At 65.1% G+C, this 14703-nt stretch carries 13 protein-coding genes; 6 read left to right on the top strand and 7 right to left on the bottom strand.

The window, feature by feature from the left end; all coding sequences use genetic code 11:
• Positions 1–123: 123 nt before the first annotated feature.
• The gene (locus GA0061098_RS09945) at positions 124–1227 is read right to left on the bottom strand and encodes a glycosyltransferase family 4 protein (protein ID WP_091956161.1); all 1104 of its coding nucleotides are present in this window, start codon (positions 1225–1227) and stop codon (positions 124–126) included.
• Positions 1228–1408: 181 nt separating this feature from the next.
• On the opposite strand from GA0061098_RS09945, the gene GA0061098_RS09940 reads away from it, so the two are divergent.
• The gene (locus GA0061098_RS09940; RefSeq protein ID WP_091956355.1) at positions 1409–2284 is read left to right on the top strand and encodes an aldose 1-epimerase family protein; all 876 of its coding nucleotides are present in this window, start codon (positions 1409–1411) and stop codon (positions 2282–2284) included.
• 28 nt (positions 2285–2312) lie between these two features.
• Here the strand turns inward: GA0061098_RS09940 and GA0061098_RS45990 are convergent, their stop codons facing one another.
• The 3 genes from GA0061098_RS45990 to GA0061098_RS09930 form a co-directional block, all read right to left on the bottom strand.
• Positions 2313–2567 (bottom strand): hypothetical protein, encoded by a 255-nt coding sequence (locus tag GA0061098_RS45990; protein ID WP_245323198.1) that lies wholly within the window; start codon positions 2565–2567, stop codon positions 2313–2315.
• A gap of 10 nt (positions 2568–2577) precedes the next feature.
• Entirely contained in the window at positions 2578–3159 is a 582-nt protein-coding gene (locus tag GA0061098_RS09935) for an MBL fold metallo-hydrolase (RefSeq protein ID WP_245323197.1), read from the bottom strand.
• A gap of 93 nt (positions 3160–3252) precedes the next feature.
• Positions 3253–4410, bottom strand: a complete 1158-nt coding sequence (locus GA0061098_RS09930; protein ID WP_091956160.1) for an acyltransferase family protein — start codon at positions 4408–4410, stop codon at positions 3253–3255.
• A gap of 294 nt (positions 4411–4704) precedes the next feature.
• On the opposite strand from GA0061098_RS09930, the gene GA0061098_RS09925 reads away from it, so the two are divergent.
• Positions 4705–5520, top strand: a complete 816-nt coding sequence (locus GA0061098_RS09925) for a response regulator transcription factor (protein ID WP_091956159.1) — start codon at positions 4705–4707, stop codon at positions 5518–5520.
• 11 nt (positions 5521–5531) lie between these two features.
• On the opposite strand, the gene GA0061098_RS09920 is transcribed toward GA0061098_RS09925, so the two are convergent.
• Together GA0061098_RS09920 and GA0061098_RS09915 are read right to left on the bottom strand one after the other, a co-directional pair.
• The gene (locus tag GA0061098_RS09920) at positions 5532–6290 is read right to left on the bottom strand and encodes a transglycosylase SLT domain-containing protein (protein WP_091956158.1); all 759 of its coding nucleotides are present in this window, start codon (positions 6288–6290) and stop codon (positions 5532–5534) included.
• Positions 6291–6388: 98 nt separating this feature from the next.
• Positions 6389–7525 carry an alpha/beta hydrolase family protein gene (locus tag GA0061098_RS09915; RefSeq protein WP_091956157.1) on the bottom strand — a complete coding sequence of 379 codons (1137 nt, stop codon included), beginning with the start codon at positions 7523–7525 and terminating at the stop codon, positions 6389–6391.
• Positions 7526–7751: 226 nt separating this feature from the next.
• Here GA0061098_RS09915 and pgm point away from each other — a divergent pair, with 226 nt between their 5' ends.
• The 4 genes from pgm to GA0061098_RS09895 all read left to right on the top strand — a co-directional run bounded on the left by pgm (position 7752) and on the right by GA0061098_RS09895 (position 12369).
• Positions 7752–9398: a phosphoglucomutase (alpha-D-glucose-1,6-bisphosphate-dependent) gene (gene pgm / locus GA0061098_RS09910; protein WP_091956156.1), complete on the top strand. Its 1647-nt coding sequence runs from the start codon at positions 7752–7754 to the stop codon at positions 9396–9398.
• 175 nt (positions 9399–9573) lie between these two features.
• Positions 9574–10623, top strand: a complete 1050-nt coding sequence (locus GA0061098_RS09905) for an aromatic ring-hydroxylating dioxygenase subunit alpha (protein ID WP_091956155.1) — start codon at positions 9574–9576, stop codon at positions 10621–10623.
• A gap of 3 nt (positions 10624–10626) precedes the next feature.
• A complete protein-coding gene (locus GA0061098_RS09900) occupies positions 10627–11379 on the top strand; it encodes a GntR family transcriptional regulator (protein WP_027564262.1) in 753 nt (250 codons plus the stop codon).
• Positions 11380–11388: 9 nt separating this feature from the next.
• Complete coding sequence (locus GA0061098_RS09895; RefSeq protein ID WP_091956154.1) at positions 11389–12369, top strand: PDR/VanB family oxidoreductase; 981 nt, start codon at positions 11389–11391, stop codon at positions 12367–12369.
• A 145-nt stretch (positions 12370–12514) separates the two neighbouring features.
• Here the strand turns inward: GA0061098_RS09895 and GA0061098_RS09890 are convergent, their stop codons facing one another.
• Positions 12515–14476: a putative bifunctional diguanylate cyclase/phosphodiesterase gene (locus GA0061098_RS09890; protein WP_091956153.1), complete on the bottom strand. Its 1962-nt coding sequence runs from the start codon at positions 14474–14476 to the stop codon at positions 12515–12517.
• Positions 14477–14703: the final 227 nt, after the last annotated feature.

Genomic DNA, 14703 nt, shown 5'->3' with positions numbered 1-14703 from the left:
GCACGATTGTCATAGGAAGAACGAAAACATTTCGTGGAACCATGCGGACGTGCGCGAGTTGCAGCCAGTTGCAAATTGTTTGTGCGAAAACCGATGCGCGCGATAAGCGAAGTGCATCGAACTTCAAGCAGCGCTGGCAACGTTTGCCGATGGTGTGAGATGATCGAGCAACGACTTCGCCGACTTTTGCCACGAAAAGAACGCAACGCGTTCCTGCTGCCGCCGGCGCTCCTGATCGGAGATGGCGCCGATTGCCAATCTTTCGAGCATCAGTTGCTTCAACGATTCGGCATCATTGGCGTCAAAATACGCAGCGGCGTCGGCACACGTCTCCACGACCGCATCGGCCGTCGAGCAAATGACCGGGCAACCGAAGATCATGGCTTCGAGCGGCGGCACGCCGAAGCCTTCATACAGCGAGGGAAACACGAACGCCGATGCATGCGCATAGAGCGCAGCGATCTCGCTGTCCGTCAGACGCCCAGCGAGCAGCAGGCCGGCAGCACCTTCGCCCGAATTGTCTTGAAAGACCTTGCTGTTGTCGCCACCGACGATGACCAGGGGAACGTCAGTCCGGTCGAGCAGCTGGATGGCACGGATCGCGACCGAAAGATTCTTGTTCTTGGTTCTGGAGCCCACATAGAGAAAGAACTTCTGCGGCCGAACGCCGAGCCGGGCAATGATGTCGGGATCAGGCTTCGTCCTGGCGAAGTGTTCGGCGCTATTGGGGAAAACCGGGATCGCCGTTGCTGACAGATTCAGCACCTCGGCAAGCTCGTTGCGCGAAAAGGCCGATACGGTTGCGATGCTTGCGTGCCGGGCGAGCAGCCGGCCCATGGTTCGGTGAACTGCCAGATAGCGCCAGTTGAAGAAGTCGGGCCTGCGAAAGACCTGTGCGTCGTGGATCACCACAATGTGGTCGCGATGGAACACGGGGCCGGAATTGGCGAGACTGATCAAGCGGCCTCCCGCAGCGGCGCGCGCCAGGTCGATTTGGTCCCAGGCGTGCCCGCGCAAGCGGCCGACGGCGTGAATCTTGATTCGCTCCAGCTGGAGCTGCTCGCTTGCATCCACGGGCGTCAGCAACTGCCAGTCTGCGTTCCGTAGCGAGGCGGGAGTTTGCTCCGACGCCAAAAGCACGTCGATCGCCTTGACGATCTCGGCGGCATAACGCTGAACGCCGGTGAGCTTTTGCGACAGAAAGCGGCCGTTGATGAAGAATTTCAATTGGCTACCACAATGGTTGATCGGAGTCCGGGCCGACCCTGCAACAAGCAGGCGGGGGACGAACCGCAAAGGAGCAACCGTTAGGTACAGAAATATGACGCAGCCCTGCACAGTGGAGACGCCCCGCCTGCATGGCTGGCGCTGCCTTGCTGCATGTGAGGTCGCGGTGTAGATGTCCGCCATGAGTGACGATACCCACTCCCTCCGCAGCGGAGGGCTGACCGTGACCATCAAGGCGCACGGCGCCGAGCTGTGCTCGTTGAAGGACAATGTCACCGAGTTCGTCTGGCAGGCCGGGCCGGAATGGCCGCGCCATGCGCCGCTGCTGTTTCCGATCGTGGGGCGCCTCGCCGGGGACGAATTGCGGCACCGGGGCAAGACGTACCGGATGACCCAGCATGGCTTTGCGCGCGACAGCCGCTTTGCATGGACGGAGCGCGGCGAAAGCCGCTGCACACTGGTGCTCGAAGACAGCGAGGCGACCCGCGCGCTCTATCCGTTCGCGTTCCGTCTGACGGCCGCGTATGCGCTCGACGCCGCCGGCCTCGATCTGACACTTACGATCGCCAACACCGGCAAGGAGACATTGCCGGCTTCGATCGGCGGCCATCCCGCCTTCAATTGGCCCCTCCAGCCCGAAAGCGCGAAAGAGGACTACGCGCTGACCTTTGCGAAGGTGGAATCGTCTCCCGTCCGCCGTCTTGATGGCGGGCTGCTGCGCGCGGCCGCGGAGCCTGGTCCCGTCAAGGGTACGCAGCTGACCTTGTCCGAGTCCCTGTTCGTCGATGACGCCATCATCTTCGACCGGATCGAGAGCAACGCGGTCCGCTATGCTGCGTCCTCCGGCCCCTGGCTGAAGATATCATGGCGCGGCTTTCGCGAGCTCGGCGTCTGGTCGAAACCGTCGGGCGCGCCGTTCCTCTGTATCGAGCCCTGGCGCGGCTATGCCAGTCCCGCCGGCTTTGACGGTGAGTTCACGGACAAGCCGGGCCTGATGCATATCGCGCCGTGTGCGGAAGAGCGCTTGTCGTTCCGGATCGAGGTCGGATCGTCTTGAGGCCACAGGGCGAGCTGATCGTTGGCGCTCAGACCTCGATGCGCGTGAGATCCTCGCCGAGCACGACCGGCCCCGCATAATCCTGCCGGACATCCGCAAGCAGCGCGTTCAGCATGGCATCGTCGGCGCGCGGCCGGTGATGAGTCAGCGCGAGCTTTTTGACGCCGGCCTTGGCCGCAACCTTGCCGACGGTGTCGCCGCAGGCGATCGTGAATTTCGCAAGCCGGCGGAGGTGCTCGTTGTTGATCTCCGGCGTTGCGAGGAAACAGCACTGGACAAGCAAATCGGCTCCCTCAGCCAGCCGCTCGCCCGGGGCAGGGGACCGTGTCCCCCGAAATTGCAATGACCTTGCCCTCCGCTTCGAAGCGGTAGCCGAGACACATCCATCGCGCGAGAAAGGCCGGCGGCATGTCGAGGCCGTCGCCATGCGACACCAGCTCGGCGCTGATCTTCCATCGCCCGGTGTCGAGAACGGGGCCGGGGATGATGTCCGTCGCGACCACGGGTTTCCAGCCGCCGAAGGTCGGCTCGCCCTTATCGCGCCAGGTGATGTCCTTGTCGTAGACCTGCGTGATCAGCGTGTCGACGAGCCGCTCGGTATCCGGCGGTCCATAAACGCGCAGCTCGTCCTTGCGTCCGTGCATCCATGAATTCAGCATCACATCGTAGAGATCGCCGATGTGGTCGAAATGGTGATGCGTGAGAAAAACCGTGTTGATCGCGCCGAGCGCAACGCCGGCCTTGCTGAGCTGCACCACAACGCCGCGGCCTGCGTCGAACAGGATATTCTCGTCGCCGAGCCTGATCAGGGTGGTCGTCGCCATGCGGCGCGGGTCCGGCCGCGGGCCGCCGGTGCCGAGCAGTATGACCTCCATGGTGCCTACTCCAGCGTGAAGAGTCTCCACAGTAGAGTTTAAGGCGGCAATGAAGCAAGCCGCATCGGGCCGGCAGGGACGGAGCAGGGGCGTTCAGCGCGTGCCGGCCGCAGTGGCGGCGATGGTCGGCGGGAGGATTGATCGGTCCGATCCCGCCGATGTCAGACGGTGCGCCAAATCCTGCGCGCGCCGTTCGACCAGATGCCAGGTCGCGCGCGCGACGAGATAGCTCAGCGCGGCGGTGACGACATAGGCGATGAGCAGCGAGACCAGTCCATCGGCGAGCGGCCAGATCTGATGCAGGCCGTAGATCACCGCGAAGTGCGACAGGTACATCGAATAGGAATTGCGGCCGAGCGCCTCGAGCGGCTGGAAGCGGATCGCAAGCTTGATGCAGCCGGCAACCAGCGCGCCGAGCACGAGGTTGATCATGAGATAGTTGAATTCGTGCGAGCCGGTTATGCGGTTGGCGACGAAGGACAGCGCGATGAAGACCGCGTAGATCGCTGCGTCCGACCGGGCAAACCCGTCGCGTAGCGCGAAGAACAGCGCGCATCCGACCAGGAAGACCGGAAGCTGGTTCAGGAAGCTGATGTGCAGCGTGGTCCAGACGAACGCTTCGTGACCGGGACCGTAATAGGCGGAGAACAGCGCGAAAGCCCACGGCTTGAACAGGCAGACATTGACGAGATGCAGCACGATTGCCAGCGCGAGATAGAGATGGCGGCGCGACCCGAACGCGGTGATCAGAAGCGGGAAGACGAGATAGAAGGTCATCTCGGCCGCGATCGACCAGTCGCCGGGCACGACGCTGTTGACGCTGTCCGGCCAGAAGCCGTGCAGGAACGTCGCGGTGAGGATCACTTGAGCTGACCCGATGCCGTTGGGCGCGTTGTCGCTCGGCCCGGTGCCGTTGATGACGAGGTAGATCGGGATCGCGAGCCAGAACAGTGGCGCGATGCGCAGGAAGCGGCGAATATAGAACTTCCGCGTCGGACTGGTTTCGACCCGTTGCGTCCACATCAGGCACATCGTCATGGCGCTGACGAAGTAGAACACGTTGACGCCGGTCCAGCCGCACATGAAGGCGTAGTCGACGGCGTGGATATTGGATGGAAACGATTGCGAGACGTGGATGGCCATCACGCCGGCGATGGCGAGGCCGCGCAGGACATCGAGCGTGTGCGAACGGCCGAACGGCGCCGTGCCTTGCTCGATTCGACCGGCAGCCAACCGGGCCTGCCCCTGCATCACGTCTGCTCCGTGGTTCCACATTGTGCGGGCGGGACAATAGAGGCGCAGGTGGGCCTTCCGAAGCCGAAGGCCATTTTTACGTTAACCGGCGGTTGAGTCCGAAGCCGAATGTGAGGGATCGGCGGCCACGGACCGGCGCAAGGCCCCTGCGGCGCCGCCCTACGCTATGGTGCGCGGAATGAGAATTGTGGGCCAATTCATACTTAATCCCTAGAGACCATGAGCAATATTGTTTGCGCGTCGCAACGCGCCTAATATTCCGGCAGGCAATTTCGGGGGCTCGAACAAGTCGTGAATGTCCGTTCACATGGCAGCGCATTGCGCGGTGACTTGAATTTCCAGGTCGGGTCCCAGGCACACAGGACACCCAAGACCGTGGTTGATCCCGCACTTAAGGAGTTGCGTCCCGCCGGCCGCGAACGGCTGATCGTCGTCGAGGACGATCCGGTGACGCGGACCATGCTGGTCGGCTATTTCAGCGAGAACAATTTCGACGTGATCGGCGCCAGCTCCTGCGCGGAGTGCCGCCAGGCGTTGCGCGCCCGAACCGATCTCATCTTCCTCGACGTGCAACTGCCGGACGGCGACGGCTTCGAGCTCGCCAAGGAGATCCAGGCGACCAGCAACGCCGGCATTATCTTCGTGACGCGCCGCGACACCGACGTCGATCGCATCCTCGGCCTCGAGATCGCCGGCGACCATTACGTCACCAAGCCGATCAATCTGCGTGACCTGCTCGCGCGCGCCCGCAGCGTGCTGCGGCGTCGCTCGCTCGATCGCAAGGCGGCGCGCAACCACAATTCTATCTCCTTCGGCGACTGGATCATCGATCTCACCCGGCGCGAATTGCTCGGCAGCGACGGCAAGCCGGTGGCGCTGACGCGCGCCGAATTCGATCTGCTCGCGGCGCTGGTCGGTGCCGACGGACGGCCGCTCAGCCGCGACTATCTGATCGAGGTCGTCAGCAACCGCCAGGCCGAGGTCGACATCCGCACGGTCGATGCGCTGGTGGCGCGGCTGCGCCGCAAGCTCGTCGGCAGCGGTACGCCCGTGATCGCGACCGTCACCGGCGTCGGCTACAAGCTCGCACTCAGCGAGCGGCTGTAGGGCACTTGTCGTCAGCGCGATGCGACGCGCTTCCATCGCGCTTCGATGCGAGCCTTGATCTGGCTGACCCGGGCCTCGTGGGCGGCCCAATAGGCGCGGCTGGCGGCTGCGGTGCCTTGGCGATAGCGGGCATAGACGGCTTTGGGCTGCGCCGCCATCTTCGGGCGGCTCGCCGGTTTTGCCGGAGCTGCCGCAGGTGCTGCGGAAGTGGGCCGGCGCGCCGGATCCGGAGCGGCCGCAACCTCGGTCTCAAGAGCCTTCGAATTCATGGCGGCAAGACGGTTGCGGGCCCGATTGCAATAGACCTGCGACCGCGCGGTCATATCTTCTTCGCCATGGCCTGCCCGATACTTCATGAGCGCGCGGCACATGTCCCCGCCAGCCAGCCGCCACGCCTGGCTGAGATAAAGCACCCCATAATGGATGTTGATGTCGGGTTCGGCGAGTTCCGCCGCGCCGCCCTTGAAGCCCAGCATCGCGGCCGTCTCGGGCCGCACCTGCATCAGGCCGATCTCACCGACGCTGCCGATGACGGCCGAATTGTAGCCGCTTTCAACGAAGACGACCGCTTCGGCGACATCGGCCGGCAAATTGGTGTTTGCGGTTTCTCGCTCGATGATCTTCCGGATCATGGCACGGGATGACGGCGTTTCGCTGGCGCCGAGCTCCGTCCTGCCGGTGGAGATCGCCGACGTCGCGTGCGGCCCGTCCAGATCGCCGTCTCCAGCCTGTGCGCAGATCGGGGCCGACAACAGCAGAACGACCGCCACGTGTCTCCACGTCGCGCCGAGATTGAAGCATGCCCGATCCCACAGCATCGGTTCGTCATACAGCTCCGTAGTTAACAAACCGGCCTCCGCTGCGGCGACTAGCGCGCGCGGGCGCTCTGATCGGTGGACGTCGCTTGCGCAGGTTCAGCCAGCCGGTCGTCGATCGCATAGAGCGTGCAGGTGGGCGACCATTTCATGCAGGCCGCCAGCGAGTCGCGCTGGGCATCGTCGGCCGTAACGCGTCCCGCGCGCCAGCCGTAGCCGCCGTTCGGCGACACCGCGAAAGCCTTGTGCGGCAGCATGCTGGCGAGATAGCGCGCGAACTCGGCCCGCGCGGCCTCATTGAGCTGGCGCGGCGGCGGCAGCGGGTCGGGCGGGCTCAGGATGTCGCGGCTGACGAGGGCGCGCTCGCGCAGGAAGGCGTCGACATAGGGCGTCCATTGCGCACGGCTCGCCACCGCATAGAGGTAATGGCCGTCGTCACCGAACGGCGGCGCCGCGATGAATTTTGCATTGCCGCCACTGGCGCGAAATCCGTCATGGAGGCGGCGCGCGAGGTCGGGGCCGAAGTAGGAATCGTTGGTCGCATAGACCCACAGCATCGGTACGCGCGAGGATTTGCCGAAGGCGGTGAAGGCCTGCACCAGCCCATCGGGATTGCAGACGTCGTCGTCGTCGCGCGAACCGCGGCCGCCGGCGAAGTTGATCGCGGCGACGAGACCAGCCGGGGCCTGCGCAGTGAGCGCGACCGTTGCGAGCCCGCCGGCGGAATGGCCGGCCGCGATCATGCCTGACGTCGTCACGTCGGTCCGGCGCGCCATCGCATCGATCGCGGCGCGCAGGTCGGCAACGGCGACCGCGGCTGCGGGTAGGTAAGCGGCTTTCGCGCAGCCGCCGACGCTGTCGACGCGTCCGCCGGGCGAGGTGCCGTAGCCGCGCCGCATCACGATCAGCGCGGCAAAGCCGCGCCGAGCGTATTCGAGCGCGATGCCGTAATATTTATGCGCGGACATCGTCGCGCGGTCGTCGAAGCTGCGCGGCGAGCCGTGGCTGAGCAGCGCCAGTGGATAGCGCTTCGTCCCGGCCGGGCGGACCAGGAAGGCCTCGAGCCCTTGCGGCCCGGCCTCCGCCATGGGGATGCGGAGATCCTCGGTGTAGAACTCCGTAGCACGCGCCGGCGCACCGGCCACGACGAGGCCGGCGATCAGCAGAAGCAGCTTGCGCGAAGGGATCATGGGACGATTCGAAGGGGCCACGTTGGTTGGAGCATAGCATGATCCCGTAGCCCGGATGAGCGAAGCGACATCCGGGGCAGGTGGTCCCGCATATCGCTTCGCTCATGCGGGCTACGGTAGCCTCCAGGGAACGCCTTCCCCACCGCGGGTGTTGTGCCCTTGGCGGGGGCCCCGCCGATGCTATGGTGTCGCGCTATCTCTGTACGACAGGACGAGGATATTTTCAGTGGCTGATGTTCATCCCGCGGCGGGCAAGCAGGCTTCGCCGGACGCGCTCACCAACATTCCGCGGCTGGTGACGGCCTATTTCGCCGGCAAGCCCGACGTCGCGGATCCCGCGCAGCGCGTGGCGTTCGGCACCTCCGGCCATCGCGGCACCTCGTTCAAGAACACTTTCAACGAAGGCCATATCCTCGCGACCACGCAGGCGATCTGCGACTACAGACGGGAAAAGGGGCTGACCGGACCGCTGTTCATCGGCATCGACACCCACGCGCTGGCCGAGCCGGCACTGGTCAGCGCCGTCGAGGTGTTCGCCGCCAACGGCGTCGACATCATGATCGACAAGGACGGCGGCTACACGCCGACGCCGGTGATCTCGCACGCGATCCTCACTTACAACAGGGGCCGCACCAGCGGTCTCGCCGACGGCGTCGTCATCACGCCCTCGCACAATCCGCCGGAGGATGGCGGCTACAAATACAATCCGCCGCATGGCGGCCCGGCCGACACCGATGTGACTGGTGTCGTCGAGAAGCGCGCCAACGCCTATCTCGCCGACGGCCTCAAGGGCGTGAAGCGCATCGACTATGCCAAGGCGCTGAAGTCTTCGAACGTCCATGCCACCGACTTCATCACGCCCTACGTCGCCGATCTCGGCAATGTCGTCGATCTCGACCTCGTCAAATCCGCCGGCATCAAGATCGGCATCGATCCGCTCGGCGGCGCCGCCGTGCACTACTGGCATCCGATCATCGAGCGCTACGGCCTGAAGGCCACCGTGGTGAACGAGGCGATCGACCCGACCTTCCGTTTCATGACGGTGGACTGGGACGGCAAGATCCGCATGGACTGCTCCTCTCCCTACGCGATGGCGAGCCTGATCGCGATGCGCGACCGCTTCGACGTCGCCTTTGCCAACGACACCGATGCCGATCGCCACGGCATCGTCACACGCTCCGGCGGCCTGATGAATCCGAATCATTATCTGGCGACCGCGATCTCCTATCTGTTCGCGCATCGTCCGAACTGGGGCAAGGATGCCGCGATCGGCAAGACCGTGGTGTCGAGCTCGATCATCGATCGCGTCGCCAAGAAGCTCGGGCGCAAGCTGGTCGAGACGCCGGTCGGCTTCAAATGGTTCGTCGACGGTCTCCTCACCGGCGGCTTCGGCTTCGGCGGCGAGGAGAGTGCGGGCGCTTCGTTCCTGCGCCGTGACGGCACGGTGTGGACGACCGACAAGGACGGTGTCATCCTTGGCCTGCTCGCCGCCGAGATCATGGCGAAGACCGGCCGCGATCCCAGCCAGCTCTTCAATGATTTGACCGCCGAGTTCGGCGTGCCGCATTACGCCCGCATCGACGTCGCCGCGACCGGGCCGCAAAAGAACATCCTCAAATCCGTCACGCCCGAGGAGCTCGGCCTGAAGGACCTCGCCGGCGACCCCGTCCGCTCAACGCTGAGCAAGGCGCCCGGCAATGGCCAGCGGTTCGGCGGGATCAAGGTCGAGACCGACTACGGCTGGTTCGCCGCGCGCCCGTCCGGGACCGAGGATGTCTACAAGATCTACGCCGAGAGTTTCCGCAGCACCGAGCACCTGACGCGGATTCAGGAAGAGGCCAAGGCGGGACTGGCCAAGGTGTTCGCGGCGTAGCCGCCAGGGCCAAAGCGCGGACTCGTCTCCAACCTAGTGGGAATGACGCTGATTGCTTGGCGTGTATACAGGAGTTAAGTCATCGGTATTTAGATACGTATAATTCGTCCTTGAACGATTCCATTCCTGCGCTATTGTATACATAACGTATTCATAAGCCGTGGGAGTGAGACCAATGACAAAGCCCTTCCCCATGAACGCCTGGTACGCCGCGGCCTGGGACGCGGACGTGAAGGCTGCGCTGCTGCCGCGGACGATCTGCGGCAAGCATGTCGTGATGTACCGCAAGGCCGACGGCTCGGTCGCTGCGCTCGAGGATGCCTGCTGGCACCGTCTGGTGCCGCTGTCCAAGGGTCGGCTCGAAGGCGACACCGTCGTCTGCGGCTACCACGGCCTGAAATACAATGCGCAGGGACGCTGCACCTTCATGCCCTCGCAGGAGACCATCAACCCCTCGGCCTGCGTCCGCGCCTATCCCGTGGTCGAGCGCCACCGCTACATCTGGCTCTGGATGGGCGATCCTGCGCTGGCCGATCCCGCGCTCGTCCCCGACATGCACTGGAATCACGATCCGGCCTGGGCCGGCGACGGCAAGACCATCCACGTCAATTGCGACTACCGCCTCGTGCTCGACAACCTCATGGACCTCACCCACGAGACTTTCGTGCACGGCTCCTCCATCGGCAACGAGGCGGTGGCCGAGGCGCCGTTCGACGTCACCCATGGCGAGAAGACGGTCACGGTGACGCGTTGGATGCGGAACATCGAGCCACCGCCGTTCTGGGCGAAACAGCTCGGCAAGACCGGCCCCGTCGACCGCTGGCAGATCATCCGCTTCGAGGCCCCGTGCACCATCGCCATCGACGTCGGCGTCGCGCCGACCGGCACCGGCGCGCCGGAAGGCGACCGCTCGCAGGGCGTCAACGGCTTCGTGCTCAACACCATCACGCCGGAGACGGAAAAGACCTGCCATTATTTCTGGGCCTTCGTGCGCAACTATCAGCTCGGTGAGCAGCGCATCACCTCCGAGATCCGCGAGGGCGTTTCCGGCATCTTCCATGAGGACGAGCTGATCCTGGAAGCGCAGCAGCGCGCGATGGACGAGAACCCCGATCGCATCTTCTACAACCTCAACATCGACGCCGGCGCGATGTGGACGCGCAAGCTGATCGACAGGATGGTGGCCAAGGAAAACGGGCCGCAGCACCTTCAGGCGGCGGAGTAGATCATGGCCGAACGTGAGGTCGACCGCTCCGTCTCGCAGACCGTGAAGGCGCAGCTCGCGCTGCGCGACCAGATCCTGTCCGGCTCCTTACGACCGGGCGAGCGCATCTCCGAGCTCCAGGCGGTGGAAACCACCGGCGCCTCGCGCACGCCGGTGCGCATGGCGCTGGTGCGGCTGGAGGAGGAGGGTCTGCTGGAGGCGATCCCGTCCGGCGGCTTCATGGTGAAGGCGTTTTCGGAGCGTGACATCTCCGATTCCATCGAGCTGCGCGGCACGCTGGAAGGGCTCGCCGCGCGCTTCGCCGCCGAGCGCGGTGTTTCCGCGCGCGAGCTGGAGCCGCTGAAGGAGTGCCTCGCTGCGATCGACGAGCTGCTGCGCCAAGTGCCGATCTCGATCGAAGCCTTCTCGTCCTATGTCACGCTGAACGCGCGCTTCCACGCCCTGCTCACGGAATTGTCGCGGAGCCCACCCTTAATCCGCCAGATCGACCGCGCTTCGGCGCTGCCGTTCGCATCCCCGAGCGGCTTCGTGATGGCGCAATCGGCGCTTCCCGAGGCGCAGCAGATCCTGATCATCGGCCAGGAGCACCACCGTGTCGTGATCGACGCCATCGAGAACCGCGAAGGCGCGCGCGCCGAAGCCGTCATGCGCGAGCATGCGCGGCTGGCGGTGCGCAATCTGCGGCTCGCCCTGCGCAACCGCACCCATCTCGACCTCTTGCCGGCGCTCGCGCTGATCAAGACCGCAACCGATTGAGGCTTCACCATGCGCTTCATCGAAACCTGGATTCCGGCGACGCTCGTTTCGACGCGCGATCTCGCCCCCGGCATCCGCGAATTCCTGATCCGGCCGGATCAGTTCGACGCCGCCGCTTATCCGGTCGGCAGCCACATCAATATCAGCGTGACCATCGACGGCCTGCCGGAGACGCGGTCCTATTCGCTGGTCGGCGAAGCCACCTCGGCTGGCTTCAAGATCGCGGTGCGCCGTGCCGATGATTCCCGCGGCGGCTCGCGCTACATGTGGCAGCTCGCGCCGGGCGCGCGGCTCGACATCACTCAGCCCGCTTCGCTGCTCGCGGTCGACTGGGCGCGCGAACATTATTGCCTGATCGCCGGCGGCATCGGCATCACGCCGATCCTCGGCGCCGCGCAGGCGCTGGCGCGGCGCGGGGCCGACGTCACGCTGCATTATGCGGTGCGCTCGCGCGGCGAAGCCGCCTATCTCGACGATCTCGCCGCCATGCTCGGAGATCGCCTGGTCGTTCATGCCAGCGATGAAGGCAGACGGCTCGACCTCGATGCGGTGTTCGCGTCATTGCCGCAAGGCGCGCTCGCGTTGTTCTGCGGCCCGATGCGGATGCTGGATGCCGCGCGCCACGCCTGGATCGGCGCGGGCCATCCGCTGCCCGATCTCCGCTACGAGACCTTCGGCTCCAGCGGCACGCTGCCCACCGAGACGTTTCGCGTGCGCCTGAAGGGCTCCGACGTCGAGCTCGAAATCCCGCGCGAACGCTCGATGCTGGACGTGCTCAATGCCAGCGGTCACGACGTGATGTACGACTGCAAGCGCGGCGAATGCGGCCTCTGCGCCATCAACGTGGTCGAGGTCGACGGCGAGATCGACCACCGCGACGTCTTCTTCAGCGATCACCAGAAGCAAAGCAACCAGAAGATCTGCGCCTGCGTCTCGCGGGCACGGGGCACGATCACGGTGGACACGCTGCTGCGGGCGGATGCGATCTGAGGCAGCCTCTCGAGACCCGGCAGGGTCTGAAGGATTGTAGCCCGGATGGAGCGGAGCGAAATCCGGGGCGGTCTTGCTCCGGCGCGCACTCGTCCCGGATTGCGCTCCGCTCCATCCGGGCTACGAAGCGTCAGCCGCAAGTGACCTACGCCGCAAACGTCGCCCGAAGCTTCTTCGTATCCAGCAGCGCCAGCACGCCATCCACCGACACCGGCCGGCTGATCAGATAGCCCTGCACCTCGTCGCAACCGATCTGCCTGAGATAGTCGAGCTGGTCGGCGGTCTCGACGCCTTCGGCGACGACGGCGATGCGCAGGTCGCGCGCGAGCGAGATCACCGATTTGACGATGGCGGCACAGTCCGGCTGCACCAGCATGTCGCGGATGAAGGACTGGTCGATCTTGATGCGGCTGAACGGCAGCTTGCGCAAATAGGTGAGGGAGGAGAAGCCCGTCCCGAAATCGTCGAGCGCCACAGTGACGCCGAGCTGCAGCAGCGCGTTCAGGACCGGCTCGGCCGAGCCGTATTTCGACAGCAGCATCGATTCCGTGATCTCGATCTCGAGCCGGTGCGGGGCGATCTTCGCCGCCGCGAGCGCCTGCACGACGATCTGGAGGATACCGGCGTTGTGAAATTGCGCGGCCGAGAAGTTCACGGCGACCCTGATGTCGTCCGGCCACTCGGCCACCGTCGCGCAGGCGCGGCGGACGACCCATTCGCCGATCTCGTGGATCAGCCCGGTCTCTTCCGCAATCGGAATGAATTCGCTCGGCGGCACCAGTCCGCGCTCAGGATGTTGCCAGCGCAGCAGCGCCTCGAAACCGGTGATCCGGCTTTCGTCGAGATCGAGGAACGGCTGGAACACGAGGAACAGCTCGTTTCGCGCGATCGCGCCCTCGAGGTCGGATTGCAGCGCCTTGCGATCGCGTGACACCCTGTCGTCGCTGGCCTCGAAGAAGCGGATCGTGCCGGGGCCCGCCTTCTTGGCGCGGTAGAGCGCGGCATCGGCATTCTTCATGACGTCGAGCGGCGTGGTGCCGTCGCGCGGCGCCAGCACGATGCCGACGCTGGTCGCGCCCACGATCTGGCGGCCCTCGATGCGGAACGGTTCAGTGAAGGCCGCGACGAAGCGTTCGGCGATCTCGAGTGCATCCTCGGGACGCGCCAGATTGGCCATCACCAGCGCGAACTCGTCGCCGCCGATGCGCGCGACATGCTCGGCGGCGCGCGTGCAGCGTCGCAGGCGGCTTGCCACCTGGACCAGGAATTCGTCGCCGGCGGGATGGCCGAACTTGTCGTTGACCTCCTTGAAGCGATCGAGATCGAGCAGGAGCACCGCAAACTCCTCGCCGGACAATGCCAGTCGCTTGAGCGCGGCCTCGAGCGTTTCGTTGAAGGCGACGCGGTTCGGCAGGTGGGTCAGAGGATCGAGCCGCACCGTGCGCTTCGCCTCGATCTGCCGCATCACGCGCCGCGCGAACGAGAACGAATTGACGAACACGCCGCGCAGCAGCACGCTGCCGTAGACCACGACGAGGAAGGCGATCAGCAGAAAGGCCAGATCGCCGTTCCTGCCAAGGCAGATCGCGATCCCGACGAAGATCGGGGCCGTGAAGGCGATCGCTGCGATCGGGATGGTGGCGAAGGCGAGCGCGCCGCCGGCCAGCATGCCCGAGCACAGGCAGGTGATGACGAGCTGGCCGCCGGTCGAAGCGTCGGCGAAGAAGGCGACCGGGACGATGCCCCAGGCGGCACCGAGGACGAAGGCGTTGCGCACCAGCCGGTGCATGGCGCGGCGCGAGACGAATTGCGGCTTGGTGATGCGGCGCGCCGCGCGGGATTGCAGGCCGAACGCGATCGCGGCGCTGGCGACGGCGGCCGCCCAGATCAGGGCAGATATCCTGTCCGGCGACTGCCAAAGCGCGATGGCGAGCACGATGGCGTTGCAGGCGTTGGCGAGCATGATGCCGACCGAATAGCCGAGCACCAGCGACATCTGTTCGGCGCGGATATGGCCGGCCACGGCTTCGTCGGTTGCGGGACCGCCAAAGGCCGATAAATCGCCCGCGAACAGCCGCGCGACATAGCTGGTCGTTTGAGTCCGCATTTCAGAGCCTAGCAGGACGGGCCGTTGGTCGGCTCCTCCAGGGAGAATTCGCCGCAAACCTTTGACGAACTATGAATTATCCCTGACTGCGGCGTTCCCCGCGACCACTTCTGCGTGTTCGTGACGTGATATCGATAACAAATCGATACAAATGCGGACTTCGGATTACGGTTGTAACGAGAGCAGGGCGCTCCCCACTAGCTCGCCGTCATGCCCCGGCTTGACCG

Source organism: Bradyrhizobium shewense (genome assembly GCF_900094605.1).
Lineage (GTDB): Bacteria > Pseudomonadota > Alphaproteobacteria > Rhizobiales > Xanthobacteraceae > Bradyrhizobium > Bradyrhizobium shewense.
This window is presented reverse-complemented; position numbering and strand designations above follow the sequence as displayed.

Coding starts and splice junctions, on each gene's coding strand:
- GA0061098_RS09915 (WP_091956157.1), bottom strand. CDS start 7,525: ATGATCCCTTCGCGCAAGCTGCTTCTGCTGATCGCCGGCCTCGTCGTG.
- GA0061098_RS09935 (WP_245323197.1), bottom strand. CDS start 3,159: ATGGAGGTCATACTGCTCGGCACCGGCGGCCCGCGGCCGGACCCGCGC.
- GA0061098_RS09890 (WP_091956153.1), bottom strand. CDS start 14,476: ATGCGGACTCAAACGACCAGCTATGTCGCGCGGCTGTTCGCGGGCGAT.
- GA0061098_RS09940 (WP_091956355.1), top strand. CDS start 1,409: ATGAGTGACGATACCCACTCCCTCCGCAGCGGAGGGCTGACCGTGACC.
- GA0061098_RS09900 (WP_027564262.1), top strand. CDS start 10,627: ATGGCCGAACGTGAGGTCGACCGCTCCGTCTCGCAGACCGTGAAGGCG.
- GA0061098_RS09905 (WP_091956155.1), top strand. CDS start 9,574: ATGACAAAGCCCTTCCCCATGAACGCCTGGTACGCCGCGGCCTGGGAC.
- GA0061098_RS09930 (WP_091956160.1), bottom strand. CDS start 4,410: ATGCAGGGGCAGGCCCGGTTGGCTGCCGGTCGAATCGAGCAAGGCACG.
- GA0061098_RS09895 (WP_091956154.1), top strand. CDS start 11,389: ATGCGCTTCATCGAAACCTGGATTCCGGCGACGCTCGTTTCGACGCGC.